This window comes from Vibrio navarrensis (assembly GCF_015767675.1).
Taxonomy (GTDB): domain Bacteria; phylum Pseudomonadota; class Gammaproteobacteria; order Enterobacterales; family Vibrionaceae; genus Vibrio.
Window position 1 is genome coordinate 125,542 of sequence record NZ_CP065219.1, and the last position, 24,796, is coordinate 150,337.

General features: G+C 42.4%; 23 protein-coding genes and 6 pseudogenes. 16 read left to right on the top strand and 13 right to left on the bottom strand.

What is annotated here, in order from left to right; all coding sequences use genetic code 11:
* Positions 1–186: 186 nt before the first annotated feature.
* From I3X05_RS23440 to I3X05_RS23455, 4 genes and pseudogenes are all read right to left on the bottom strand, one after another.
* Positions 187–873: a DUF4145 domain-containing protein gene (locus tag I3X05_RS23440; protein WP_088729491.1), complete on the bottom strand. Its 687-nt coding sequence runs from the start codon at positions 871–873 to the stop codon at positions 187–189.
* Positions 874–1,736: 863 nt separating this feature from the next.
* Positions 1,737–2,944, bottom strand: a pseudogene (locus tag I3X05_RS23445) (IS4 family transposase).
* Between the two features lie 139 nt (positions 2,945–3,083).
* Positions 3,084–3,610 (bottom strand): annotated as a pseudogene (locus tag I3X05_RS23450) (DUF2913 family protein).
* 18 nt (positions 3,611–3,628) lie between these two features.
* Positions 3,629–3,898 (bottom strand): annotated as a pseudogene (locus tag I3X05_RS23455) (integrase core domain-containing protein); the annotation flags it as partial.
* A 75-nt stretch (positions 3,899–3,973) separates the two neighbouring features.
* On the opposite strand from I3X05_RS23455, the gene tnpA reads away from it, so the two are divergent.
* The 3 genes and pseudogenes from tnpA to tnpC all read left to right on the top strand — a co-directional run.
* Positions 3,974–4,294, top strand: a complete 321-nt coding sequence (gene tnpA / locus I3X05_RS23460) for an IS66 family insertion sequence element accessory protein TnpA (RefSeq protein ID WP_337971474.1) — start codon at positions 3,974–3,976, stop codon at positions 4,292–4,294.
* Positions 4,291–4,644: an IS66 family insertion sequence element accessory protein TnpB gene (gene tnpB / locus I3X05_RS23465; RefSeq protein ID WP_337971475.1), complete on the top strand. Its 354-nt coding sequence runs from the start codon at positions 4,291–4,293 to the stop codon at positions 4,642–4,644. The genes tnpA and tnpB overlap by 4 nt, the downstream gene beginning before the upstream one ends.
* Before the next feature lie 59 nt (positions 4,645–4,703).
* A pseudogene (gene tnpC / locus I3X05_RS23470) lies at positions 4,704–6,152 on the top strand (IS66 family transposase); the annotation flags it as partial.
* Positions 6,153–6,796: 644 nt separating this feature from the next.
* Here the strand turns inward: tnpC and I3X05_RS23475 are convergent.
* Positions 6,797–7,279 (bottom strand): tetratricopeptide repeat protein, encoded by a 483-nt coding sequence (locus tag I3X05_RS23475; RefSeq protein WP_171981776.1) that lies wholly within the window; start codon positions 7,277–7,279, stop codon positions 6,797–6,799.
* 96 nt (positions 7,280–7,375) lie between these two features.
* Between I3X05_RS23475 and I3X05_RS23480 the strand changes: the two genes are divergently transcribed.
* Positions 7,376–7,747, top strand: a complete 372-nt coding sequence (locus I3X05_RS23480) for a hypothetical protein (RefSeq protein WP_277435984.1) — start codon at positions 7,376–7,378, stop codon at positions 7,745–7,747.
* 50 nt (positions 7,748–7,797) lie between these two features.
* Here the strand turns inward: I3X05_RS23480 and I3X05_RS23485 are convergent, their stop codons facing one another.
* The 4 genes from I3X05_RS23485 to I3X05_RS23500 form a co-directional block, all read right to left on the bottom strand.
* Positions 7,798–8,409 carry a hypothetical protein gene (locus tag I3X05_RS23485; RefSeq protein WP_193158242.1) on the bottom strand — a complete coding sequence of 204 codons (612 nt, stop codon included), beginning with the start codon at positions 8,407–8,409 and terminating at the stop codon, positions 7,798–7,800.
* A 155-nt stretch (positions 8,410–8,564) separates the two neighbouring features.
* Positions 8,565–9,239, bottom strand: a complete 675-nt coding sequence (locus tag I3X05_RS23490; RefSeq protein ID WP_193158243.1) for a glutathione S-transferase N-terminal domain-containing protein — start codon at positions 9,237–9,239, stop codon at positions 8,565–8,567.
* 88 nt (positions 9,240–9,327) lie between these two features.
* On the bottom strand, positions 9,328–9,954 hold the full coding sequence (locus I3X05_RS23495) for a LysE family translocator (RefSeq protein WP_337971477.1): 627 nt from the start codon (positions 9,952–9,954) through the stop codon (positions 9,328–9,330).
* Positions 9,955–10,020: 66 nt separating this feature from the next.
* Positions 10,021–11,676, bottom strand: a complete 1,656-nt coding sequence (locus I3X05_RS23500; protein WP_337971478.1) for an SgrR family transcriptional regulator — start codon at positions 11,674–11,676, stop codon at positions 10,021–10,023.
* Between the two features lie 796 nt (positions 11,677–12,472).
* Here I3X05_RS23500 and I3X05_RS23505 point away from each other — a divergent pair.
* The 3 genes from I3X05_RS23505 (at position 12,473) to I3X05_RS23515 (ending at position 13,474) form a co-directional block, all read left to right on the top strand.
* A complete protein-coding gene (locus tag I3X05_RS23505) occupies positions 12,473–12,796 on the top strand; it encodes a type II toxin-antitoxin system RelE/ParE family toxin (RefSeq protein ID WP_193158199.1) in 324 nt (107 codons plus the stop codon).
* Positions 12,789–13,067, top strand: a complete 279-nt coding sequence (locus I3X05_RS23510) for a helix-turn-helix domain-containing protein (RefSeq protein ID WP_193158200.1) — start codon at positions 12,789–12,791, stop codon at positions 13,065–13,067. The genes I3X05_RS23505 and I3X05_RS23510 overlap by 8 nt, the downstream gene beginning before the upstream one ends.
* Before the next feature lie 188 nt (positions 13,068–13,255).
* The gene (locus tag I3X05_RS23515; protein WP_337971479.1) at positions 13,256–13,474 is read left to right on the top strand and encodes a hypothetical protein; all 219 of its coding nucleotides are present in this window, start codon (positions 13,256–13,258) and stop codon (positions 13,472–13,474) included.
* Positions 13,475–13,501: 27 nt separating this feature from the next.
* Here the strand turns inward: I3X05_RS23515 and I3X05_RS23520 are convergent.
* Positions 13,502–14,625, bottom strand: a protein-coding gene (locus I3X05_RS23520; RefSeq protein WP_337970625.1) for an IS3-like element ISVpa4 family transposase whose coding sequence is annotated in 2 segments (ribosomal slippage) — positions 13,502–14,373 and positions 14,373–14,625 — 1,125 coding nt in all. Because the reading frame shifts where the segments join, the coding sequence is not laid out codon by codon here.
* 191 nt (positions 14,626–14,816) lie between these two features.
* Between I3X05_RS23520 and I3X05_RS23525 the strand changes: the two genes are divergently transcribed.
* The 3 genes from I3X05_RS23525 to I3X05_RS23535 all read left to right on the top strand — a co-directional run bounded on the left by I3X05_RS23525 (position 14,817) and on the right by I3X05_RS23535 (position 16,885).
* Complete coding sequence (locus tag I3X05_RS23525) at positions 14,817–15,284, top strand: hypothetical protein (protein ID WP_193158202.1); 468 nt, start codon at positions 14,817–14,819, stop codon at positions 15,282–15,284.
* Between the two features lie 221 nt (positions 15,285–15,505).
* The gene (locus I3X05_RS23530) at positions 15,506–16,405 is read left to right on the top strand and encodes an IS982 family transposase (RefSeq protein ID WP_337971480.1); all 900 of its coding nucleotides are present in this window, start codon (positions 15,506–15,508) and stop codon (positions 16,403–16,405) included.
* A gap of 219 nt (positions 16,406–16,624) precedes the next feature.
* Entirely contained in the window at positions 16,625–16,885 is a 261-nt protein-coding gene (locus I3X05_RS23535; protein WP_193167684.1) for a hypothetical protein, read from the top strand.
* A gap of 45 nt (positions 16,886–16,930) precedes the next feature.
* On the opposite strand, the gene I3X05_RS23540 is transcribed toward I3X05_RS23535, so the two are convergent.
* Positions 16,931–18,073, bottom strand: a complete 1,143-nt coding sequence (locus I3X05_RS23540; RefSeq protein ID WP_337971481.1) for a GIY-YIG nuclease family protein — start codon at positions 18,071–18,073, stop codon at positions 16,931–16,933.
* 259 nt (positions 18,074–18,332) lie between these two features.
* On the opposite strand from I3X05_RS23540, the gene I3X05_RS23545 reads away from it, so the two are divergent.
* The 5 genes and pseudogenes from I3X05_RS23545 to I3X05_RS23565 form a co-directional block, all read left to right on the top strand.
* Positions 18,333–18,734 (top strand): tyrosine-type recombinase/integrase, encoded by a 402-nt coding sequence (locus tag I3X05_RS23545; protein ID WP_226972540.1) that lies wholly within the window; start codon positions 18,333–18,335, stop codon positions 18,732–18,734.
* 79 nt (positions 18,735–18,813) lie between these two features.
* On the top strand, positions 18,814–19,068 hold the full coding sequence (locus I3X05_RS23550; protein ID WP_193158205.1) for an AbrB/MazE/SpoVT family DNA-binding domain-containing protein: 255 nt from the start codon (positions 18,814–18,816) through the stop codon (positions 19,066–19,068).
* Complete coding sequence (locus tag I3X05_RS23555) at positions 19,068–19,421, top strand: type II toxin-antitoxin system PemK/MazF family toxin (RefSeq protein WP_193158206.1); 354 nt, start codon at positions 19,068–19,070, stop codon at positions 19,419–19,421. The genes I3X05_RS23550 and I3X05_RS23555 overlap by 1 nt, the downstream gene beginning before the upstream one ends.
* Before the next feature lie 11 nt (positions 19,422–19,432).
* Entirely contained in the window at positions 19,433–19,690 is a 258-nt protein-coding gene (locus I3X05_RS23560) for a hypothetical protein (RefSeq protein WP_193158207.1), read from the top strand.
* A gap of 277 nt (positions 19,691–19,967) precedes the next feature.
* Positions 19,968–20,168, top strand: a pseudogene (locus I3X05_RS23565) (IS110 family transposase); the annotation flags it as partial.
* Positions 20,169–20,523: 355 nt separating this feature from the next.
* Here the strand turns inward: I3X05_RS23565 and I3X05_RS23570 are convergent.
* Both I3X05_RS23570 and I3X05_RS23575 read right to left on the bottom strand, forming a co-directional pair.
* The gene (locus I3X05_RS23570; protein ID WP_337971482.1) at positions 20,524–21,177 is read right to left on the bottom strand and encodes a class I SAM-dependent methyltransferase; all 654 of its coding nucleotides are present in this window, start codon (positions 21,175–21,177) and stop codon (positions 20,524–20,526) included.
* Positions 21,178–21,280: 103 nt separating this feature from the next.
* A pseudogene (locus I3X05_RS23575) lies at positions 21,281–22,416 on the bottom strand (ISAs1 family transposase).
* A gap of 364 nt (positions 22,417–22,780) precedes the next feature.
* On the opposite strand from I3X05_RS23575, the gene I3X05_RS23580 reads away from it, so the two are divergent.
* A complete protein-coding gene (locus I3X05_RS23580; RefSeq protein ID WP_337971483.1) occupies positions 22,781–24,655 on the top strand; it encodes a hypothetical protein in 1,875 nt (624 codons plus the stop codon).
* Positions 24,656–24,796: the final 141 nt, after the last annotated feature.

Sequence of the window (24,796 nt, forward strand, 5' to 3'; positions counted from 1 at the left end):
CAATACAAAACGAATGGCCGTAGAAATCCCAAAAGATTGAACCCCTAAATTTACCTGAGTTGCATAACGCCCAATTAAGTGGTGAACAACGCACTGGCCAAGCCGCTGCATTACACCATAACCACTTTACCTGACGCACAGTAAAACTGCCACGCGTTGAGAATCCACTTAAATTGTTTGTTATGTTTATTCTGGCATGGACTCAATATATTGCTTTGTTAGCACATCACTAACTATCCAGTTACTAACAAGTTTTATCAGAACCTTAAGGTCATTAATGTCTCGAGATGCCCATTTACGAACATAGTGCGTTTCATCATTTCCGAGCCAAGTTGCTCTTTTAGCACAAGCCAATACATTGGCATCTTTTACAAATGATGTAATACAATTCATGAGCTGTACTTTTTGAATTGATTCGCACTTATCTGGATTAGTATGGATACAATAATCTTTAATTAAGTGTTCTAAAGCTTTCCTGTAGCCAACACCACAAACCTGATTTAACCCCAAGTTTTCAGCATGGGTTGCTTGGCTGAATATTTCGACAAACAACGGAGATATTTTTTCTACTTCTTCGTGTTGTTCGACTGGCTTTAAACCTGCTGGCACAACTTCCGAAAGACTATAAAAACCATTAACGAAGCCTTCCTTTTCTGATTTCATAGAATATCGAGCTATTATTAGCCTCTTACACCTTTGAGCTGGACACTGAAGAACCCACTCAAATTCAGTCGCCATCATGTGTGTGAAATCTTGAATCCAGTTCACTAAGCCTGTATCCACGGGTTCGATTTGTGCACCACATTCTGAACATGATGATACGAACTCATTGATTTGAACAGACTGATTACCAATATTGACTTGATGTATCATACTTCTCAATTTCCTCGATAAACATAACGCCCAATTAAGTGGTGAACAACGCACTGACCAAGTCGCTGCATTGCACCGTAAAACACTTTACTCAACGCATAGTAAAACTGCCACGCGTTGAGAATCCACTTGAATTGCTTGTTATGTGAATTTTACCGTGAATTCAAAGTAAACCACCGTGGAAATGAAGAGATTTGAATAAGTTACGTACAAAAACGATGCTGACCAAAACCTAAATTTCACAGCGATCTTAGCCGAAGAAAACCACTTACAGAATCAACAACAAAGAAAGCGCCCTTTCAGCAACCGCTAAACTTTTTGCTTCACCAGACTTTCAGTGCTGAATGTCAGCAAGCAAATCAGTCAAAAATGCATTTCAATTGAAGCGATTTGAAACCGATAAAACTCAACACAAACCAGATCCAAAACTCAATTGAGGCAACCCAAGAACCTTGAAAACGATCAATCTCAGATTATTCAAGAATCCATTTCGACCAAGCCAACTTGCCGAAAATACAGAACGAATTCTCAATGAAATCGTAGAATTAACCTCAAAAACCCATCAAACACATAACGCTTATTAGACGACAAATTGTCGTCTTCCATCTTTCCATAATGCATTCATTTTCATATTAAATAAACCAAAAATCAATACGTTATGCCACATAAAGGAAAGTTAGACCGCAAGATGTCGCCTAGTAACGGGAATGATGAGTTATCAACTCAATCGAATTATTTTTAGTAGGGGTAAACGCACGTCCCCTGAATTGTGTAGAATATTTAATCTAAATGATTTTGGGGCAGAAGCTAGCCACCTTCCCTAGAGTTGAATAACTTTATATGCCCTAAGCTGAGGGATCCCCTCATAATTTCCCCAAAGCGTAACCATGTTTGAATAGATTTTGAGCAAGCAGGGTTGCAGCCACGAGTAAGTCTTCCCTTGTTATTGTGTAGTCAGAATGCCGCAAAACTTCCATGCCTAAGCGCACTGTTGAGAGTACGTTTCGATTTCTGACTGTGTTAGCTTGGAAGTGCTTGTCCCAACCTTGTTTCTGAGCATGAACGCCCGCAAGCCAACATGTTAGTTGAAGCATCAGGGCGATTAGCAGCATGATATCAAAGCGCTCTGAGCTGCTCGTTCGGCTATGACGCAGCCCCAGACCGTAGGCAGGACTTTTCAAATCTCGGAAGGTCTCTTCAATCTGCATTCGCTTCGAATAGATATTAACAAGTTGTTTGGGTGTTCGAATTTCAACCGGTAAGTTAGTTGCTAGAACCCATGGCTCCTTTGCCGACGCTGAGTAGATTTTAGGTGACGGGTGATTACAATGAGTCCGTGTCGAGCGCTGATTTTTTCGGCCTTTAGGGCGAGATTTATGTAATAGAATTTGGCATGAGATTGGATTGCTTTTAGTCAGCCTCTTATAGCCTAAAGTCTTTGCGTGACTTGATGATATATCGTGTAAGCTGCTGATAGGTTTCCAGTTTCCCGCTCCTAGGTCTGCATATTGTACTTTTCCTCTTACTCGACTTAACCAGTACCAACCCAGCTTCTCAACGGATTTATACCATGGCACTTTAAAGCCAGCATCACTGACAATGAGCAGTGTGGTGTTACTCGGTAGAATGCTTGCAAGGTCGGCTAGAAATTGGTCATGAGCTTTCTTTGAACATTGCTCTGAAAGCGGGAACGCTTTCTCATAAAGAGTAACAGAACGACCGTGTAGTGCGACTGAAGCTCGCAATACCATAAGCCGTTTTTGCTCACGAATATCAGACCAGTCAACAAGTACAATAGGCATCGTATTGCCCGAACAGATAAGCTAGCATGCCAACGGTATACAGCGAGTCGCTCTTTGTGGAGGTGACGATTACCTAACAATCGGTCGATTCGTTTGATGTTATGTTTTGTTCTCGCTTTGGTGGGCAGGTTGCGGCCAAGTTCGGTAAGAGTAAGAGTTTTACAGTCAAGTAATGCGTGGCAAGCCAACGTTAAGCTGTTGAGTCGTTTTAAGTGTAATTCGGGGCAGAATTGGTAAAGAGAGTCGTGTAAAATATCGAGTTCGCACATCTTGTTGTCTGATTATTGATTATTGATTTTTGGCGAAACCATTTGATCATATGACAAGATGTGTATCTACCTTAAATTGATGATTTTTATCAAAATCATTAGGGGATTCCTCAGTGCCCTAAGTGGCTTTACGTGAATCTTAATTCGGGTGCACGACGATATGCGCTTGGTGTGAACTGGCATTCCACTCCTTCATTTCAGCAACGAAAAGTCCGTGCTGATTTATTGAATCGATAAGTTCTGGCGCGCGTTCCAGCTGAATCAGCATCGATAGCGGGGCAACTTGGTTGTGCTCATGGTCAAAACCATGTTCTATTTGCTCTTCAAGCATATAGAGGATCCCTGTCTCGGCTTCGCTACCTTCCTCAAACAAACGGGATTCAATCCCTTCCACATCGTAGAGGTGTATCAGTAGGTTATGTTATAGAGCTTTTCGGCTCCGGCGAGTTTTGTGCGATTGGGTTGCGAATTTAAATCGTACAATCTCATCTCTAGATTCCCTCCTGGTCTTCTGGCTACATTGAGCATGAGCTTAATGTCTTTCTTGATATTCGATAGCGCTTTGTTATTCAGTTTCGGCTTTAGGTAGCGGATCAAAATGTCGTTACGAGTCGAAACCGGTACGTGACGAGTGGTTTCTGATACTTTGCTAAGTAAGTGAAGCAAGGCGTGTGTCTGTAGTGGTCAACTAAAATTGGCCACGGTTTTAGAGTTTTCCCAATATAATCGTTCTGATTCATTGGGAGTTAGACCACCGTTATACTGATGTGGCCTGAGTTGGCAGTAATATCCGATAATGTAGCGGGTGATTTCTTGTTGAGCCTCAGCGAAGCTACGATAACCCACAGTTGGCACCCATTCCGTCTTCAGACTTCTAAAGAAGCGCTCTATCGGCGCATTATCCCAACAGTTTCCTCGGCGAGATAAACTCTGTTTTATTTGAAAGCGCGTAAGCGCATCATAAACCCCGCATTCTAATCACCTAGCCCGAATAATAAGATCAAACCTCCAACCCAAAGGAGATTTGAAATGGCCAAACGACGCACTAACCAAGAATGGCGAACCCTGTTCGAACACTATGAATCCAGCCAACTATCACAACGATTATTCTGTGAACGTAACGGACTGAGCCTCTCCACTTTTTACGCTAAGCGCCAACAGTTAAAGCACATCGAAAAACCGAACACGGTTGGCTTTGTTAAAGCAGAAGTCGTTGAAAAGACCACAAAGTATCAAGCCACTCACGTTGTCGTTGCCAATATGACGCTGCTCGTCAATGATCTAGAGCTGCGCATTCCACAAGGCACGACAGCGGCCTATCTAGCAGAGCTCATCGGTGCGCTATCATGAAACGCATGCTCAGCGCACCAGAGATTTATCTGCATCGTGAAAGTGTCGATTTTAGAAAGTCCATCAATGGCCTCGCTGCGATTATCGAAAATGACACCGACTTGCCCTTGGGCAGCGGCGCACTGTTCCTGTTCACCAACAAACAGCGCGACAAAATCAAAGTGCTGTACTGGGATAAAACAGGCTTTGCTCTTTGGTACAAGCGCCTTGAAAAAGCCAAGTACAAGTGGCCATCAAAAGAGCAAAATGAGGTGTTTATCCTAACTCAATTCGAGCTTGATAGACTGCTTTCTGGCTTCACGATTATCGGCCATAAACCCGTTAGAATAAACGATTTTACAATGACTTAAGCGATAATAAAGTCTTATCCACCAAGCATTAACGGCATGATTTTAGTATCATCAATGCCATGAAAAAGACGCCAAATATCAACCCAGAAAGCCAAGATGTTGCCGAGCTACAAGCGATGGTGAAAGCACTGTTGGCGTCAGAAAACCAATTGAAACAAGAGCGCCAATCGCTGCTTGAACAACTCAAACTTGCCTTCGACCGTCAGTTCGCTAAACGCTCGGAGGCGTTAAAGCCTTACAATGAATCACAAGGTGACCTCTTCAACGAAGCGGAGTGTGAAGCTGCTAAAGAAGAAGCGGTTGACGTTGTCACAACGACCATCACAACGAAGAAACGTGGTAAACGTCAGCCACTGCCAAAGAGCTTGCCTCGTGAGGTTATCGAACTTGATTTAGACGACGATGAAAAGCAGTGTGCTTGCTGCCAACATAGTCTGCATAAAATCGGTGAAGACCGTAGCGAGAAACTTGAGTTCACACCTGCGGTACTTAAAGTGTTGGAATATGTTCGTCCTAAATATGATTGCCGCCAATGCGAGCAAAATCAGGACAACAGCCGCATTGTTCAAAAGCCAGCGCCGCAAAGCATTATCCCTAAGAGCTTCGCCACAGAAAGCTTGTTGGCCAATATCATCCTCGGCAAATACCAATATGCGATGCCACTTTACCGTCAAGAATCCCTGTTTACCCAGTCGGGTATCGAACTCTCACGCACCACCATGGCAAGGTGGGTTATCCAAGTCAGTGAGAAGTTCGCTCCACTTTACGCGGCCTTAAAAACGCACCTACTCGAGCAAATAGTGGTTCAGGCGGATGAAACGCCGCTCAATGTCCTCAAGGAAGACAAGCAATGTTATATGTGGCTTTACTGCTCAGGCGCGGACTCGCCCGATGCCGCACTCCCTAATGTGAGAAATATCGTCTTGTATGACTATCAAAACAGTCGCGCGAGGTCGTGCCCTGTTGCCTTCTTGGGCGACTATGATGGTTATCTGCAAACCGATGGCTATGGTGCTTATGATGGGCTTCATCTCGTCACCAATGTCGGTTGCTTCGCGCATGCTCGGCGCAAGTTCATGGAGGCGAAAAAGCTTCAAGGCAAAGGTAAGTCAGGCAAAGCGGATAAAGCGCTGGCCAAAATCCAGAAGCTTTATGGGATAGAATCACGCTTAAAAGGTGCCAGTGCCGAAAAACGGAAAGCAGAGCGCCAAGAGCATGCTAAGCCGATACTGGATGAGCTTTATGAATGGATGACAACTCAGAAAGTGCTTGAGTCTAGCCCGCTGGGTAAAGCGATAAAATACACGCTCGGCCAATGGCCGAAGCTCACCCGCTATATCGATGACGGTCACTTATCGATAGACAACAACCGAGCTGAACGCGCAATAAAACCGCTGGTTATTGGGAGAAAGAACTGGCTCTTCTCGACCAATCCCAATGGAGCCGAAGCGAGCGCGATGCTTTACAGTATCGTCGAGACAGCGAAAGCCAACGGCCTTATCCTTTACCCGTCATTCCGCACCTAATTATCCAATAAATCATGTGACTTTCATCACATAACGATTGATTGGGCCATCCAATAGTGGCTACCCAAGTCGGTTTCTGATAACAATACTTGGTTAAACTATCTCTCACTACTATCAGGAGGTTAAGCGTGACTCGTCATCAAAAATTACATGCCTCTCTGCTAGAGTCTCAAAAGCAGCAAGATTTCGTAATTGTCACGAACGTGTTGGTATCTTCGGCGAAATAAATTCTAAAAATAGCTGCGGAATCTCGGCTTTACGACTACATGGTCAAGTGCATGAAAGAGCTAGCGAAAGCGGAACCTGACATCGATGCACTCCTGCCTTGGAACTTCAAACACTAACAATATCGCCCCGTGAGTTCATGGGGCGGATACTTTTCATCTGGTGCAAGAAGAGAATTCAAAATGCCAGCAGATGCACCTCCCGCAACAAAATGAGTAATCTTACGATTGGTCATTATTAAACTCACTTTGAGCATCAGCATATCGTCTCTGTATTCTCATTCATCGCTCCTAGTCAGCTACCAACTTATCGAGATCCAAAACCTTAGAATTCATCACTAGAACCACGCTATTGTGTCTACTCCACGATTAGACGAACAAACATACGTAGGGAGACAATATTTACCACTTTTTATCAAGGTCTTCTGCATACAGCAGTATTGCTCTTTGGTATTCTTTTATTGACTGATTGTCAGTTGTCGATACCAACAAATGAAGAAGCAAAGCGGTTGCCTCCTTATGTCTACCTAGGTTATATAAACACATCGCATAAAAAGGCTGAGTTTCTAAATTACTTGGGAACTCGGTAATCGTTTGTTGAAAGTAGTCCAGCGCATCTTCATAACAACCGAGGCTTCTGTAAGTACTCGCTAAACCAAACAATGCATCAAATCGCTCGTTAGGTGAAAGCGGACCCTTTAATGCTAACCGGTAATGTTCTATAGCTTGTTGTTCCTTGCCTTCGTTATCGTAGGACCAAGCAATATTCAAATGCGCGGAAGCCGCATAGAAAGAATTCGCTAACACCGTGCGCAATAACTGACGAGACTCTTTATGGCTCCCTCTTTTTCTAAGCAAGATAGCTTCATTTATTCTTGTTCTCATACGTGTATTACCTTTCATTAATTATGTTACAATTTCAAAAACGCAGACCGCCTTATCTTAATTTAGGCATCAACTAACCAAACAAGTAGCAAGGTTATGTACATTAGATTTATTGCAAGCAAAAATGAAGAAAAGCATTTGCAGCATACTCATGGCATCATTACACAGGCGAAAATAATGCTCGATGAAGAACTAATACTTCATGAATATCATAGAGAGCATATCGAAAAAATATTTTCTCAACTCAATTCATCTTTACCTTGCCCACCATTTGAAGAAAAATCATGGCCACGAAATGCAATTTCTTGGTTTTTAGACTCTAGTACCCAATACATATCGATCATGTACGAATTAAAGTACATATTAGAAGAATATGATATCAAGGTCTCAGTATTACAATATTCGAATGTAGGTACGATTTTATATAGAGATGATTTTCAAGTGGTGGCTAAGTCTAACTTACTATAGCCCCCAACATTCACATCCAGAATGAAGTTAATTATTGCGATGCGCATACGTTAAAATGAGAACTGCAACCCAAGCTCATAGCTCACTTCTGCTTTCTCACGCTCTGCGTATTCTAAATTTGCGACTAAGCCAAACACTGAGCCAAATTGAAAGACATTATTCCACTTAAACTCATCTCTTGCTAGATCTAAGAAATCATGCTGATAGGAAACTCCCATCAACCAATGATTAGCTATTTGTTTTCTAACCATCGCTTGACAGTATGTTCCACGCTCGGAATATGGTGAACTGTAATCACTATCAGCACGATAGTTTACTGCTCCACAGGATAAAGAGCTTGCCATTGCCCCTCCCAAACGCCCAATGAGTCCTCCGCCGGCTTGCCAACTGTCTACCTCCGAACTAAATCGAGTGAGAAAATCTGCTTTTCCTTCGATGAATACGTAGTCGAAAACTTGAGCACTGACATCTAAGTATAACCCTCCCATCGTCTTATTCTCTGTATTGTCATACTTATCGTTAAGGTAAGGTTTTAACGCTCCCGACTTAAAACTAGCTCCTTTATAACCAAATCCTATGTGAGAAAAATTATCAACAATCTCACTTGATGCAAAGCTTGAACACGAAACGAACAACATCAGAGGAACAACTTTAGTTATCATAATACGATACCTTGTAGCACTTTTTGAAATAAACACTTATTACGCAAGTTGCATATTAACAACAATGCAATAAAATAAATCATAACAAATCAATATGTTACACCCGATAAATTTAAACGCAAACTATGCGATGCGTTCACATTTCCATCGTTGTCTTAAAGCATGTTTAATCCAGTGCCAATCCTATCTAGGCTGTCATACCAATTCAAAACATGGCTAGTCAGCATTTCCTCTGTGAAAACGTTACTCGTAGACAGCAGCCACTTCAACGTCCCATAGACGATATAGTCTGAATACATAGGCGCCTCGCCCGATAAATATCGTGTCTTAGCTAAATAAGATTCCAGTACTCTCATTTTTTTGAGTAAGTCGGCCTTTGCTAACTCTTGGTTGTTGCTTTGTACATTTTCTAAGCTGTCCTGGAAGTATTTCTCTCTAGAGGAACGAAAGTAAGCTTTATCGCGTTCTTTAAGCTTGCAGTAAATGTCGAAGATGGCAATTTTGGCGATGTCCGAATGTAATGATGCTGCCCACTCATGGAAAAAAAGTGCCATTAAACGCCCTTTTTCACCGCCAAATAGTGAAGGTGATTCCGGGTAGTGGACCTCAAGATAATCAGCGATGTTAAACGAATCAGAGAGCACCGTTTCACCATCTTTGATGGCGGGGAGTGTAGAAAACTGCGCCTTAAACTGAGCCTGAATGTCGACAAAAGATAGGTCTGAGGTATCAAAGGCGATATTTTTGTGTATCAAGCACATTTTCGTTCGCCAACAATAAGGACTGAATTTTAATTCATCGTCCCCACACAGTTCGTAAAAAGTGATCATAGGAGTCTTACTCCGAGAGTTGCTAAATAGGTCTAATGGTTGTGCTGGGCACAGTATGTTCAATCTTGGTCGCGGTTCTCAGTCGAGATTAAGTGGGTTCTTTAATCGCTAGAATACCTGCGGCTCCCAGCAGTAAAACACCACTTCCTCTGGTCACAGCGGCAAGAGATAGCCGGCTCGCATCAACAATCCGTCTGGCCGAAAACGCATAAAGCATCACTAAACTGAAATCAAGCAACGCCATGGTTGGGCACATCACGAATAGTTGAGGGAATACGGGCAAGTCGGGGTTGATGAATTGCGGGAAAAAAGCCGAGAAGAATAGGATGGCTTTGGGATTGCCAGCCGCGACTAAAAAGCCAGAGTAAAACAACTTTTTGTTTGAGGCCTGTAAATCTGATTCGTTGAGGTTTAAGTACTCAACTTGTGCCGGTTTAGCGAGGAGCATTTTTAGCCCCATGTAAACCAAGGTGATCACACCAAAGACTTTGATGACAGTAAATGCCATTACCGAATTGGCAAGAATGGCACCTAAACCCAAGGCGACTAACACCATTTGAATAAAGTTAGCTGAGATGTCCCCAAGGGCGGTATAAAGCACGCGTTTATGCCCATACTTCAGTGCATGTGCAATACCTAAAAATATGCTAGGCCCCGGTGTCGCGGTAAGAATGAGCGATGCCGCGACAAAGCCGAGCCAAAGGTTAAAATCCATTTTCTATCCGTAATTTTCCGTTAAACACTTCAAAAAATCGCCACTGACACACTATCATACCAGCGATTACTCCAACCACATATTGACCAAAGACATGACACCCATATTGTTGGTTTCGGTGCCATACAAATTGTCCGCGCGAGTGATGGTGAAATGATTGCGCCACAGAGGACAATAATAATAGTTCTGGATAAGCCAATCCTCCGCTCGATACAGCTTGTGCAGAAACTCCTCACTGTCGTTACTTTCCTGCATGAGCATATCAATAAAGGTTAATAGGCTTTGTTTTCCTCGTTCAGACAAACATAGACTAAACACATTGCCACAAAGTAGCCATTCGTAATACTGGAACGTCAGGTCGTCGCCAAATACGTAACAGTCGTAGGAGACATCAACAGCCACATCTTGAGACTGTCCTTGAAGACATACCTGCCAAATAACCCCTTTTTGAGACAACGCATCAAGCAAAGGTTGCAACTCCCTCATATGACTGTCTATCACTTCAATGACCACCGGACGAGATGGCAGTTTCATGTCGTGATTGAACAAGTGAAACCCCTTATCTTGATGGCAATCCATCACGCTGTTCGCTGCTCTTTTTTGGCTATCAAGTGTAAAGCGGCGGCTATGATGAACAAGCCAAGCTCTTTCTTGAGCGGACAAGGCGTTTGCATGATGATGAAACTGCAAAACAGTACACCCACTGCGATCGACTTTTTGTGGTTGAGCGGGTTGAGATTCGCAATAGAGCAGTTCTGCCACGTGCATAGGCGTTTGAGGTCGGGCATCGCTACACCAAAACTCTACTCGTTCAATATGGCCACCAAAGCCAAAATAGTGGTTGTTACGAACCAAACTCCAATACTGTTTTTCCAGACTTTCGACCCGATATGCTCCACATCCGATAGGTTTTGATGCCTGATAATCAAAAATCGCACTGTGCGAATCGGCTAATAAATGAAGCAAAACGGGGTCAGATTGACGCATAGAGAAAATGACCCACTGCTTATCTATGTCAATTCGCTCGACATGGCGAAATAGAATTTGATATGGGTGCGGCGTGTTGAGACGCATCTCGATATTTTTTTTGACCAGCTCCGGTGTCAGCGCTTCTCCATTGTGCATCATGATGTCATTACGGATGCGAAGACGAATTTGCTTGTCACTGTAATGAAATTGGTGTGCGATGTGAGGCGCAATATCATTTTGAACGGGGTCATAACGCACTAAGGTGTCGAACACGCTTTCGATCAATAAAATAGAACGAGCGGACTGTGCCAAATGTGGACGCCATTCAGGCAGCATATATGGCACTAAATACATTAAAGTGTTCTGCTTTTTCAGCTCCTGTTGTGCGTCCCCTAACCAGAGAGGCAAATGATCTTGAAATAGGCGGACTTCGCCAAATTGAGTGGCTAGCCGAAATGCATGGTTCATTCTGCCAGATCGAGCCATTTGCTCTAACTGAGTCAGCAGTGAGGCCTCAAAGCTTTTAAGTAGTGTCAGTTTAGAGCGGTGGCCACGTCCCTGACCCGACGCCCAATGGATAAGCCCAAAGCTTTCAAATGAAGCCATTAACTTGCTCACGTACCTTTCTGAACAGACCAAAACTTCAGCAAGGGAAGCAATATCAACATCATAAGTTTCATTGCGAGAAAAATGTTTCTCGAGTTGCTTTAAGCGTTGTAGATGACTCGTAGACAACAACTGAGAACCTACCATGTCAACCTCAAAAATATGTTCATTAGATACGAAGGCTTACTCTGACACTTGACGACATAACGCAAAATTGTTCTTTTTGTCATCTCACAGTCCGAGGTTAATATAGGTGGACTAGCTGACCAACTAAGAAGCCCATCAAGAAAACTATACCAGATAAGCGCGGACGGCTTTGAGTTTGTATCACTGTCATCGTTTGAGGTTGTTCTGGTAAGTACTGTTTCGCATTTAAAGTATAGAAGGTGTAGTCTAATGGATTCATGGTATTACTCGCACAGCAAAGGTTTATCTCGCTATTATTAGCGAACAACCCCGAAGTAATAACGATCTCTTTACTGTGAACAGTTCACCTTTTAATTAATAATAAAACCAACTAATTCAACAAACATGTAGAGGCAGATCAATCCCAGTCACATTCTGCATCAAACGGCCCCTAATGCAGATGAGCTAGCTTTACTTGATCAGGATGAAGGCATAGTAAAAGAGATAGTCACTAACTGCCCACTAGGGCGATACACCTCAATATACCGTTAAATTATATAAAAAATATTAATATAAGAAATTCATATAAACGAATTTTCTTTTAGTTATATTGAAACTCTGATGTACCACTAAATGTACCAACAACAAAAACACAAACAGAATAAAATTAACAATTACAACACCTTATCTTTAAAAGTTGAGTCTGGGAGGGTACAGTAAGTATGTTTGCCATTGCTGATATGGCGTTTTGACATGGATAATCTTATCATATACGATAAGTTCAAATAACTATAATAATAAACGTAGGAACACAACGATGAGTTGGAATATTGAACTGTATGATGGGGTCGAAGAAGCTATTTTAGATATGCCGCCTAAGATGCAAGCAAGAATGTTAAAGCTGCTTGAACTTATGGAAGAACATGGGGCAAATCTTGGAGAACCCCACACCAAAGCAATGGGTGATGGACTGTTTGAGATTCGAGCGAAATCTCAAGAGGGTATTGGTCGTGGCCTGTTCTGTTATCTAGAAGGTAAAAATATCAACGTGCTTCATGCTTTTGTTAAAAAGAGCCAGAAAACCCCTAAGAAAGACATTAAGTTAGCCAGAGTAAGAATGAAAGAGGTTAAAAATGAGTAGCTTACAATCTCTACAGAAAAAAGCGTTATCGAATCCCAAAGTGAAAGCAGAGTATGACGCACTTGAGCCTGAGTTTAAGTTTATCAATACTCTCCTTTCTATGCGTGAGTCTGCGGGGCTAACCCAACAAGAAGTAGCAGAGCGCATGGGTACTAAAGAGTCTAATGTTTCTAGGCTCGAAAAGGGGACTGGAAACCCCACGATTAAAACACTAATGAAATACGCTAAGGCGTGTGGGTGCCAATTAGACTTTGGTTTCACACACGTTTAGACGTTATGTCAAATCTCCTAACCTAAGAGGCCGTTGTTATCGCAGCGGCCTTTTTTGTCTCGTTGGCTTCGAATTCGCTCACTAAGTTTCGTAAAAATATTTTACAAAACAGATTGAATTGGTAAAATATATTGACTAAAATGGATTTGATGGTAAAGCATTTTTACCAATATGTTTGAGGGGGATCAATGAGCTTTGTACCAGATTACAAGCTCTCAGAGCTAAGTAAAATGGCAGGGTTTGACACGGTGGATGAGTTAGCTAAGTACGCATGTACGACACGCCAGAACTTAGACAACTGGAACAAAACTGAATCGAAACAGGGTTTTCTAAGAGTCGTCATTATGGGCGCTAAGGTGATGAAAGCCCAAGAGATTAGAAGTGGACCCCAATGGTTGGACACATAAGCTCATTTCTTAAGTGGTTGACCCAGCTCATGCTGCGTATCTTTGCCTACCGAAGTAGGCCTCATCAGGAGTGAGGTTATTGAGTCCTTGATGGTTACGCTCTTCATTATAAAACACCATGTAGTTGCCGATTTCAAGCTCGGCTTCACGGGGCGTGGTATAAGCCTTTAAGTAAACCTCCTCATATTTCAGGCTTCGCCATAATCGCTCAATGAAAACATTGTCAACCCAGCGGCCTTTCCCGTCCATGCTTATACGTATGTCATGTTCAATTAACTTCTGTGTGAACTCTGTGCTGGTAAACTGGCTGCCTTGATCTGAGTTAAAGATATCAGGTGGCCCATAATGCTTCAGCGCTTCCTCAAGCGCTTCGATACAAAAACTCGTGTCCATGGTGTTGGATAGTCGCCAAGCCAGCACTTTGCGGCTATACCAGTCGATAATAGCAACGAGGTACAGGAACCCCTTCGCCATTGGGATGTACGTGATATCAATCGCCCAAGCTTGGTTTGGGTAAGTGACTTCGATATCACGCAACAGGTAGGGATACACCTTGTGTGCTTTGTTCGCCAGCGTCGTTTTGGGCTTGGGGTAAATCGCCCCAATCCCCATATCGCGCATGAGTCGAACAACACGCTTACGATTAACGCTATGACCCTTCTTAGCCAGCTCAGTTCGAATGCGCCGACTGCCCATAAACGGATACTGAAGATGAATTTCGTCAATCATACGGCGCAACGCAATCTCCTCAGCAGAGAGTCCTATGGGTTGATAGTAAGCGGTAGAGCGAGCAATATTGAGCAGCTCACACTGGCGCTTTATCGGCAATGGGGTGGATTTAACCAGCGAACTCTTTCGCTGGGCTCGGTCTAACGACCGAGCACTTTGGCCAAAAAATCATTTTCCATGGTCAATTGACCGATCTTGGCGTGAAGTTTGTCCACTTCTTCGGAATTCTCTTTTCCTGTGTGATTTTCGGTGGCAAAAATCATGGCTGCGTTTTCAAGCAGCTCCTTTTTCCATGTCGAGATTTGGTTAGCGTGCAGGTTGTATTTCTGAGCTAACTCAGCGACGGTTTTATCGCCTTTAGCGGCATCGAGTGCCACCTTAGCTTTAAACTCAGGAGAGTGGTTTCTACGTTTTCTAGTCATAATCTGTCCCTGTATTGTTGGGTACTATCAAAACAGATCGACCACTTAAAGTCATGTCCGAAAATCGGGGGCCACTTCTATTAAACGCCAAGCCGTGCGGGGCTAACCGGAGCGAAAATCGTTCTCTTACCTAACACAATATCTAGTATCGGTCGCAACTGCTGCAACCACTAAATATAGGAAAAATATACATGCCAAGAACCATTGAGTACCTAGGTGAAGAAACCGAAATTTCCGACTACCTGCCTGAGCACTATCCAGAGAACCAAACGTGCGAAGTGGTGCAAGGTATCTTTATTAATCCGAAATTGCGTAGTGATTTCAATTACACGCCAAATGATGAAAGAGAAACCTTGGAAACTGAGCATTGGTATGGGCGGCCATACATAGAAACCGATGAATACAGTCCAGAAACTTACTCTGAGTTTGTAGTCCGAATGGCCAGTTACGATGTTCACTATAAGCCAGAATCAGAGCATGAGTTCAATGAGCGAACCCAAAAACTTAAAGAGTCATGGTTTAAAGCTTACCCTACGGGTATCCGCTATGAGGTTCGCTGTCTCACTGGCGGTGCATGGGATCGCTCAAGTTCTCTAGGTATGTTTGGTTCGCTTGAGGAAGCGATTGAGAAAGCGACCAGCGAAATAAGACTATTCTGATATCTGTAGAAAGTAAGGAGGATTTGTATATCGATGGTGATAAGTAAGTTTTGACTCACGCGGAAGCAAAAATTGATGTTAACAACGAGCGAAACTGAGCAAATCATCAACCTAATATTACCTGAACTCTGGATAAGAAACTGAGCTGGCAGAGGAACTAATTGCTCGTTCCCCGATCTGATCATTCGACCAAAAGGAACAGATACCTCCAAGGAACGAGCATGGACAAATTAATTGAAACCTTCTGTGATGTCGATGATTTCTGTCAGTTGTTTATTGAGCAGTGGCAACAGCAACTCATCGAAATCGGTGAACTCAAGCGCCGTAGGGCCTGTAAGCTATCTCCAGCTGAGATAATGACCATCCTTATTCACTTTCACCAATCCCACTATCGAGATTTCAAGAGCTACTATTTGCTCTATGTGTGCCGTAATCTGACCAAATACTTTCCAAACCTTTTAAGTTACACGAGATTCCTTGGTATGACGGCTAGCGTAGTCGTGCCAATGTGCAGTTATCTGACATCAAAGCTAGGTAAGCCTACGGGTATCCAGTTTGTAGGCTCGACCAAGATTGAGGTTTGCCACATCATTCGAGCCAAAAGAAATAAAGTGTTTGAAGGTGTTGCCTGCCATGGAAAGGGGACGATGGGCTGGTCTTTCGGCTTCAAACTTCATCTGATCATCAATCACCTAGGCGAGCTTGTCGCCCTCAAATTGACTAAAGGCAATGAAGATGACAGGAAGCCAGTACCAGAGATGGCTGATGCAATCTGGGGGAAACTGTACGGTGATAAAGGCTATATCAGCAAAGCTTTAACAGGTGAGCTTCTGGATAAGGGCGTTGAACTCATTACCACGGTTCGTAAGAACATGAAGAAGAAATTTATCTCTTTATGGGACCGAGCGTTACTGAAAAAACGCTTTATTATCGAGACAGTGAATGACCAGTTGAAGAACATTTCGTATATCGAGCATTCTCGCCATCGAAGTATGCATGGTTTTATCCTGAATCTGTTGGGCGGATTAATCGCGTACTGCTTGAGGGATAAAAAGCCCAGTCTAGATCTAACAGCTCAAGAGTTTGAGCTGTTAGAGAGTAATTGCTTAGTTCTGGCTTAACCAGATCTCAGGTTAATATTCAAGGACTCTTGGTCTCACAAACATTGGTAAACGGAACATGAATCGGATTTGGTGGATAGTAATCACGGTTGGTTTTTTAGTCTGGATAAGCACGCAGGAGGCTGGAGCCGGCTGTCGGTTTCTAGGGCTGTGCTGAAATCCTGACGGTTATTCTTGCTGGCCAAACGGGGGTTGCTGTGTCCAACGGATAGAGAAAAAATGGATGCGTCTGAATGTGATTTATCTGCTTTAAAAATCGAGGCTGCAAAGATGCAAGGTCATGAGGCGCTTGTAAATTGTTTACGTGATCTGCAATTAAGTTATGAATCTAGTTTGCAACAAGCCATTCTATTTACCGCCACTAATAATGGTACGGTTGAAGTATTAGAGAGCGGCGTTACTCGGTTAACATTGAGTGATTTTCAGGTTGATTGCTTTCGTCCCTATTCAGACATAGATCGTTTCTATTTTGAGTATTGATAAAATTTGAATCACTTAACCTAGTTACCTTATTTTTGTTTCCCCTCATTTGTTCATGGCTGCTTTTACGCGCTTGACGGTTGAACGCCCTTTACCTGTAAATTCTGCGGTTTGGTTGATAGAGCGTCCACGTTCTAAACTGGTGACAATATCAGAGTGCTTTACAAGAAAGTCGTCAGTGCTGACCGTAGTTCCTTTAGGCCGACCAAACTTACCGCTTTCGCGTTGGGTTAGCTTGATGCCACGTTTGGAGGCTGCGAGGCGTTTTTCTTCATATTTCCAACGGCCTGTAACAATGAATCGCTCCGCTTTGTTGAAGGGTTCTAGGTTGTTGGTCAGCTTGGTAAATTCCGCTTTCAATCGCTTCAATGATTTGTCATCAAGTACCAGGTATTCTGTGTGCGACCCAATACTAGCTAAATGATTGTTGTAACGATGAAAAACATACTTTTCAACGTGACCACAATTCGCAACTTTGCGCAAAACAGTGCTTTTTATTACCGCTTTACCAGTGGCTTTTTCTAGATCGAGTACCGTTTCTTTCAAGCGTTCCTCTGGCTCTCTCGATGTTCTCCCAACCTTGTGAATAACGCTGTTATCCTCTAGCTTGTACTCAAACAGATACAGTGATGCTTTGAGAATGGCTTGCTGGCGGTGCGCCTCAATTTCGAGCCAAGCGCGATGCTTTGTGCCGTGTTCGATTGCTTCACGCAAGGTGTGAACGCGCATTTGTAATGTGTTACGCATCCACTGGCTAAACCCTAGTAGTGGTAAGCTGCCAAGGATGGTTCTCGCGGTATCGGTAAAGATGAGGTTATCTGTCCAGTCGTCACGGCTAAACAGTTCTTGTTTGGCTGTACGTGTAAAGCGATGTAATCCAGACTTCCAATGTTGAAACACGTTTGGCGACTTGCTATCCGCTTGATAGCCGTCCTTTAAAGCGTCGATAATCTCTAATGGATAGTTGAGGTGAAAGTGATGCCATGCGGGTATCTGCGGGATCTCATTCATAGACTCGTTACAAGTCTCGCCGTCATGTCTAAAGTGAGCCGCTTTCGTTTTGCCTTTCACCGCAATTAATGGACACTGGCAGAAAGGGCAAGCTAAATCACCCTTGCCTGACTTCTGCGAGTCAATGTGATGAAAGTTGCCTTCTGTATCTTTGCCAAGGCTTAAATATAAAGACATATATCACCATACTTTTTTGAACCTAGTTTGATTGTAGTTTATATGGGTTCAATTAAGTGTGCAAATTTTAACCTTGTTTCTAGCAGTCGCGTTTTCCCCCAAAGCCAGCTAATCCGTCTGATACCATAATCAACACGGCCTAAAGTCGTTGTGTGTGTATTTCTGACTCTACGAGGAAAAGGATGAGATTTACCTCAGAGCATCGTTATGCAAGCGAAGAAAGCCCCGTTCTATCTGGTTAAGTAAATTAGCCAAGCAAATGATTCAAGAGTGGGTTGACTATCGAAAGTCGCACCAATGGGCGACAACGTTTGACGACTCCTACCAACAGCTTAATCCCCTTAGCAAGCTAGTGCTGAATAATCGAGGACGCAGCTACAGTATGAAGCGCAAGACAAGAATCAACCATGAAGGTGAGCAAGTAGATTATCAAGCTTGTGATGTGCTTGAGTTGATGATTAGAAATGTGTATCAACGTGTCGGGTTAAAGGGCTGTAGTAGTCATACAGGGCGCAGGTCTTATGGAACGAACATGAATGCTAACGGGGTTGATTTAAGCGCAATACAAAGGGCGCCTGGACATAGCGACCCGTCTATGAGCTTGGAGTATATCGACATTTCAGCTAACCAATTATCTAAAGCGGCTGAATTAGCACTGTAGTTATAACAATGTTGACACCTTGGTTGAAAGCTGTACAATCAATATTGTTATAACAATGTATGCACTGTGAGGTTGAGATATGCGCACTCAAGTACGAAAAATTGGTAACAGTCTTGGCAATATAATTCCTGCGGCTTTCATTAAGCAGTTAGGGCTTGTCGAGGGTTCTGATATAGAAGTTAAAGCCGATGGTAAAAAGATCACTATCGAACCAATCAAGCGACCGAAGAAACGCTTTCCGTTCAGCGAAAAAGAACTTCTGAACGGCTTAGATGCTCATACGGCACATGCTGATGAATTAGCAGTTGTTTCTGGTAAGGAGCTAGGCGAGTAATGGCTCAGTACATCCCTAAACGTAATGACATTATCTGGTTAGATTTTGAGCCAGTGAAAGGCAAAGAAATTGGCAAGTACCGTCCAGCACTTGTCCTTTCAAGTAAAGAATACAATCAGCAAACGGGGCTACTTATCTGCTGCCCGATTAGTACCAGTATTCGAGGTCAGGCTACGGAAGTTCCAGTAAACAACCTAGATAAGCCGAGTGTAGTGGCGGCTAGTTTGATTCAAACCTTATCTTGGAAAGATCGAAAAGCGAAGAAAATTGTCACTGCTGAAAATGGTGTGATGGAGGATGTTTTGCTTCGAATTATCCCGTTAATTGGGGCTGAGGCTTTATTTGAAGAATAGCGAGGTAAAACATGTCTAAGTATTTGGATGTAGATAAAGCTAAAACAGTTAGGAAAATTATCCTCTGGGGTAAAGTTGATACTCAAGCGGTGATCACTGGTAAGCAAGCGGCTGAGCGCTTTAGTAGTTGGAATAAAATTGGTTACACACCCTACGAAGTAGCAAAGGTTGCAAATGGTGATTTGGAGATTACAGATAGTGTTTTTGAAGCTCTGATCAAAGATGCGAATGCTTACGCACAGTTAGAGACTAAAGGAGACACAGTTTGAACGAATTAATGACAATGGTGGCTACCCAAGTCGGTTGCTGATCAATATTCGTTTAAACTATCTCTCACTACTATCGGCTATCAGGAGGTCAAACGTGACTCGTCATCAAAAATCACATGCCTCTCTGCTAGTGCCTCAAAGGCATAAAGATTTCACATTTGTCACGAACGTGTCGTCATCTTCGGCGAAATGAATTCTAAAAACAGCCGAGGAATATCGGATCCAGAGCTATTGGTTACACTTTTTACTGTCAATGTGGTACTGGTGAACGTTTACTATTCGTACCTTACTCGTTCACGGTGCACGAGCTGTCATTACCACAATTGGTGATAAACAAGATAGGTTGAGTCAGTGGTGTCGCCAAATAAAGGAAAGACGAGGACTAAACCGAGCGATTGTGGCACTTGCAGCGAAGAATGCTCGCATCATCTGGTCTTTACTCCACAATCAAACCGAATATGAGAACTACGCTGCTTAGCCTCTAAAAGCACTAAGCAGCGTTATTAAGAGTTAAACCCACCGGGTCATTGCAGACGCTAATGATGGAGATAGGTTAAGACCACTTGCGGAGAGCCTGTTAATGCGGCGGACACACTAGATGTCATCTAACGAATAAGGCACCGCAGTCGCGTAAAGTCATCAGGGTCACGATATATGCGAATCATCGATAAGTAGACCGAATGTAGAGCGGCAGTCCAAAACCCATCACTTGAAGTTTAGCGGATGTTTGACAACCGGGGGAATCCATGTAGCCGCGTTAAGGGGTGAGTGCCGCATAAACCAAAATCACCGCATACCCAAAATGCTACGCGGCACGAATCCCTCTTAAATTGTTATATTTTTTTACCTGAAAACAATGCAACACATCCTATAACATCCACCTTTACATCAGTAAAGTGCTCGTTTAATGATGATATCAATGAGTCTAAGTCATCATTGCTATTGCAAAAGATCCCTTTTTTATTGTAAACACTCATCAATTTTTTAGCAAAAAAATTTAGTTTTATACCCTTTCCTAAAATTGTGCTACCGAATAATAGTCCACTATCATTCAGATGATTCTTTAAATTCTTAAACATTATACTCTTGTCAGATATATTTCCAGGCAAACAATGAAGTAAATAATTAATACTAATTGAGTCAAATTTATCAATGTTTACTTCAATGGGCTCAAGTACATCTCCACAGTAAACTTCTGGTTGAAGATGATTAATTGCTTTTGAAGTCGCATCCAGACTATTTTGATTCAAATCTAATAATGCAATGCGTCTTGTTGATTGAGGGAGAAAATTCTTAAGGTAATAGCCGGAACCAACACCAACATCTAAATGATTAGATGAAACAAACATTGAAAACTGCTCACTAATAAATCTGGTTGGACATTTCCAAAAATAGCTGTTTGATACTCCTAAAACCCAAATATCATATATTGAAAGCACTTTCTTCGAGTAAACAGCCTGCCCGGAAAATGTAGATTTTTTGTTCATTTCCATTTCATACAGTTATAAAACATCAATATTAAATTTACACTAAAAAATATAGCTCACATATCTTACCAGAGAAGAAGGGCGCGAATGAGCTTTGTAACAATCATGTAAACAGAAGCTCGGTTCTGTATTTATAGTCCCATGCCGCCTTATTCATTTTCCTTGGCACGGACTCTTTACCTTCTGATTTCCTAAATAAGTTCTGCACAAAGCGGCGACAACAAGCCATATTCAACACCGAGTCACCAGCATGCATTTGCTGTTCGTCTTCTTTATAAATGACATCCAACGCCCAATGTTGTTGGTTCTCTATTTGCCAATGTTTTCTCGAAGCTTGCGCGGCTAACTCTAAGCTGATGTGATCTGTACATACATAGTATGACGTCTCATAGCTTCCTTTATCACCGACAGTTCGATCTCTGACTACGGCAACGATGCTCTTCACCATCGACCATTTTTCCCTAAGAGCCGCGCTAAAGTTGGCTGGCAGCGTATAGACTTCACGAACTTCCGTGCGACCATGTCCTTTGTTGTGCGTAGCGTAAAACGCTTGCTTTTCTTGTGGCAATGCCCAATAAGCCTGGAACTGTGCATCGATGTCATTCAGCAGTGCTGACTGGTTTTTTTTGACCTGAACTAACATATTGCCGCCCTTATCAACGACTTTTTGGAGCGTTTCCACCTGACAATGAAGGGCATCAGCCGTCAGCAAACAATCCGTGATATTTAACGCATCGAGCAGGCTTCTGATAGCATCGATCTCCTTACCTTTTCCTTCACAGGGTCCCTTTTCCTTCACAGGGTCCCTTTTCCTTCACAGGGTCGATGAGTAAGAACCAATCCTTGGTCAACCTCAAACGCGGATACCATATAAAGCGGGTTATCCAGCTTACTCGCCTTTGCTCCTTTGAGGACTTTGCCATCCACACTGATGATAGGTAACTCACTGTTTATACGGTGCTCATTCACCCAACCGACCATGGCATCTAGAAGCGTTTCAGGCACAATCGCTCGCATGATGGCCGCAATATTATGACGAGTAGGTATACCATTTTTATAGGGTAAATGCTGGCGTAGCCAATCCAGATTACCCTCTCCAAAGTCTTTGATATCAGTCCATTTATTCTGGCCACAAAGCATGGAAGAGATGACAAGGAAAGCGACTTCAATAACGGGGTAGGCTTGATTGATGTGCGAGCGGGTGTCACATACTTTGTCTAAGTGTTTGATGATGATCATTTCATGTAACCAGTAGTTAAGAATGAAAGATCTAATCGATATAATACCAGGAAGTTCAATCGGATATAAAAAGTCTCACAATTTCAGTAACTGAAGTTCGATCCCGCCCTTACTATTGGCTAAAGCGTCCAACGGTGATTAATTCAGAACAGTCAAACTTCGCTGCTTGATCTGTGAAGCTCACGTTATAGTGATTAATCTGTAACATTTAAAATTAGTATGCCTTTTAAAGCTTGTAAAGTATACTAAAAGTGCAAGGTTGAGCATTGAGCATGTAGTTAGTATTGCAATTAGATAATTGAGGGGATAAAGAAGAGCCATAGCCACTACCCTCACGCTAATTATGTCTTTAAGAAGTAGAGATATGAAATTCAAATCACCATTTTTAGTTTTGCTTGTTTTAGTCGGTTGCGGAGGAAACGATGATAATAATATCACACCATCACAACCCAACCCTCCCTCTCCGAACCAAGGTATATCGATTACCGATATCAGGCTTAAATCTGATCTTTATTCATCTCACCGAGAAAATGAGTATACAAGTCAAGATAGTTTGTTAGCACTAGCCTCAACAGATGGTGTGCTTGATGGGAGTCAAATATTTACTTGCTCGTGGAAAATTGGCGAGAAGAAAGTATCTGATAGTTGTAACTATACACTTTCAAAAGGAGAACATATTTTACCGATAGAGGTTTCTATCAATCTCCAATATCATGACCAACCTTCTTCAACATTTACAAAGACTTTCCATAAAGCTTTTCCTATTGATCAAGTTTCAAATGACTACAGTAAAGTAACTTTGTATAGCGATGGGACTATTCTCGAATGGGATCACATCTTAGATGGTTCAATGGCATACCAGGCTGTCGGACGATTTCAAAAGCTATCCGCTGTTGAAAATTCTGGGTTTAAAAAAATCTTTGCGACTCAATTCGCATTTGGTGGACTCAAGAGTAATGGAAACTTCTATATATGGGGACCTATAAACCACAGTAATGACCACCTCTCCTTTATTAACTCCGAAGGAATTAAAGATATAAGGCTTTTAGACCATTACTTCGCTGTGTTGACAGAAGCGGGAAATGTCTTTTTGGTTGGTAAAGATGATAAGGTTGAGAAATTACTGGTCAGCAGTGTAAACAGCATTTTTAGTAGCAACGAGAGTTTAGCTACTGAATCTGATCAGGGAGAAACATGTATCTTCAACATAAAAAATGGCAGTAAGTCATGTTCAACCCTACTTGGTAGTGTTGTTAAGTTTTCCGAATTGAAAGACTCCTACCTTGGCAATTATGCAATCTTAACTGACCAAAGCAATCTCTATCGCTGGGGTTTTCTTTCTAACTCACCAGCGGAGCAAGTCAGTGACGATGTTCTATCTCTAATAAATAATGATCATGCCTTTGCTTATATAACGCAAGACAATAGTGTTGGTGTATGGGGAAATAGCGCACACGGCGGAAGCTTCTCTTACGACTATTATACCTTCGAGCAACAATATGTTGCTACGACTAAAACTTGTCGATTAGAAGAAGATTATTACGACGTTGATCCTGTTTGTGGGTGGCGCAAAAAGCAAGTCACGATTCCTGCACATTATGAACCTGTAAAAAAGTCGACCAGTTATAACTTAGAGGTCCCTTTAACCAACGTTAAGTCAATTAATGCCGCATCTAATTCATTTGCAGCAACTACATTTGATGACAAAGTGGTGACTTGGGGCAGTATCTTTACAGGCGGCAACATCTACTCTGAGTCAGTAAAACACGATCACAAGTTAACCGATGTCGTAAACGTAGCTTCAAATGGTTATGGTTATTCTGCAGTTCTTTCCGATGGCACTGTTATTTCATGGCAAGGGATTTGGGATTTGGATGCAAAAGTCGAATTTGGTGAATACACCAAATTTTATTACTACGACAACAATCGGCCAAGTTATGTAGGTTTTTCAGATGTTGGGGGAGTCGATATATCCGGCAAAGCAGGAACACTCTTTTCTAATGAAGGAGCATACCTTTTTGTAAAAGATTATCAATCTACCGAACAACCATATGTGATGGTTAAGACATGGGGTTTTAAAGAAGCCGGCGGTAGTTATAGAAACCAAAAAATTTCAGCAAGAATAGAGAGGGTCGTCCCAGTTAACGCTGGTTTTGTTCTATATACCGACAATGGTGATATTTATATTCTTGAAGAGGAACTCCGCCTAAGATTGGTTGCTTCAGCACGTCCGTTTTGATTTTTTGAAACTTAAGTGAGATCTAGCACCCTAATACAAAAATAGTAACTATCCACCCGTGAGCTATTGACGTCGGTTTAGGCTAAAAATGCCGACGTCTGATAATCTATTTTACTAGATGATGTTCGACGATTTCACGCG

Coding starts and splice junctions, on each gene's coding strand:
- I3X05_RS23530 (WP_337971480.1), top strand. CDS start 15,506: ATGGACAAATTAATTGAAACCTTCTGTGATGTCGATGATTTCTGTCAG.
- I3X05_RS23490 (WP_193158243.1), bottom strand. CDS start 9,239: ATGATCACTTTTTACGAACTGTGTGGGGACGATGAATTAAAATTCAGT.
- tnpB (WP_337971475.1), top strand. CDS start 4,291: ATGAAACGCATGCTCAGCGCACCAGAGATTTATCTGCATCGTGAAAGT.
- I3X05_RS23510 (WP_193158200.1), top strand. CDS start 12,789: ATGAGTAGCTTACAATCTCTACAGAAAAAAGCGTTATCGAATCCCAAA.
- I3X05_RS23525 (WP_193158202.1), top strand. CDS start 14,817: ATGCCAAGAACCATTGAGTACCTAGGTGAAGAAACCGAAATTTCCGAC.
- I3X05_RS23515 (WP_337971479.1), top strand. CDS start 13,256: ATGAGCTTTGTACCAGATTACAAGCTCTCAGAGCTAAGTAAAATGGCA.
- I3X05_RS23475 (WP_171981776.1), bottom strand. CDS start 7,279: ATGAGAACAAGAATAAATGAAGCTATCTTGCTTAGAAAAAGAGGGAGC.
- tnpA (WP_337971474.1), top strand. CDS start 3,974: ATGGCCAAACGACGCACTAACCAAGAATGGCGAACCCTGTTCGAACAC.
- I3X05_RS23485 (WP_193158242.1), bottom strand. CDS start 8,409: ATGATAACTAAAGTTGTTCCTCTGATGTTGTTCGTTTCGTGTTCAAGC.
- I3X05_RS23495 (WP_337971477.1), bottom strand. CDS start 9,954: ATGGATTTTAACCTTTGGCTCGGCTTTGTCGCGGCATCGCTCATTCTT.
- I3X05_RS23540 (WP_337971481.1), bottom strand. CDS start 18,073: ATGTCTTTATATTTAAGCCTTGGCAAAGATACAGAAGGCAACTTTCAT.
- I3X05_RS23550 (WP_193158205.1), top strand. CDS start 18,814: ATGCGCACTCAAGTACGAAAAATTGGTAACAGTCTTGGCAATATAATT.
- I3X05_RS23580 (WP_337971483.1), top strand. CDS start 22,781: ATGAAATTCAAATCACCATTTTTAGTTTTGCTTGTTTTAGTCGGTTGC.
- I3X05_RS23535 (WP_193167684.1), top strand. CDS start 16,625: ATGGATGCGTCTGAATGTGATTTATCTGCTTTAAAAATCGAGGCTGCA.
- I3X05_RS23480 (WP_277435984.1), top strand. CDS start 7,376: ATGTACATTAGATTTATTGCAAGCAAAAATGAAGAAAAGCATTTGCAG.
- I3X05_RS23560 (WP_193158207.1), top strand. CDS start 19,433: ATGTCTAAGTATTTGGATGTAGATAAAGCTAAAACAGTTAGGAAAATT.
- I3X05_RS23440 (WP_088729491.1), bottom strand. CDS start 873: ATGATACATCAAGTCAATATTGGTAATCAGTCTGTTCAAATCAATGAG.
- I3X05_RS23545 (WP_226972540.1), top strand. CDS start 18,333: ATGATTCAAGAGTGGGTTGACTATCGAAAGTCGCACCAATGGGCGACA.
- I3X05_RS23500 (WP_337971478.1), bottom strand. CDS start 11,676: ATGGTAGGTTCTCAGTTGTTGTCTACGAGTCATCTACAACGCTTAAAG.
- I3X05_RS23570 (WP_337971482.1), bottom strand. CDS start 21,177: ATGAACAAAAAATCTACATTTTCCGGGCAGGCTGTTTACTCGAAGAAA.
- I3X05_RS23555 (WP_193158206.1), top strand. CDS start 19,068: ATGGCTCAGTACATCCCTAAACGTAATGACATTATCTGGTTAGATTTT.
- I3X05_RS23505 (WP_193158199.1), top strand. CDS start 12,473: ATGAGTTGGAATATTGAACTGTATGATGGGGTCGAAGAAGCTATTTTA.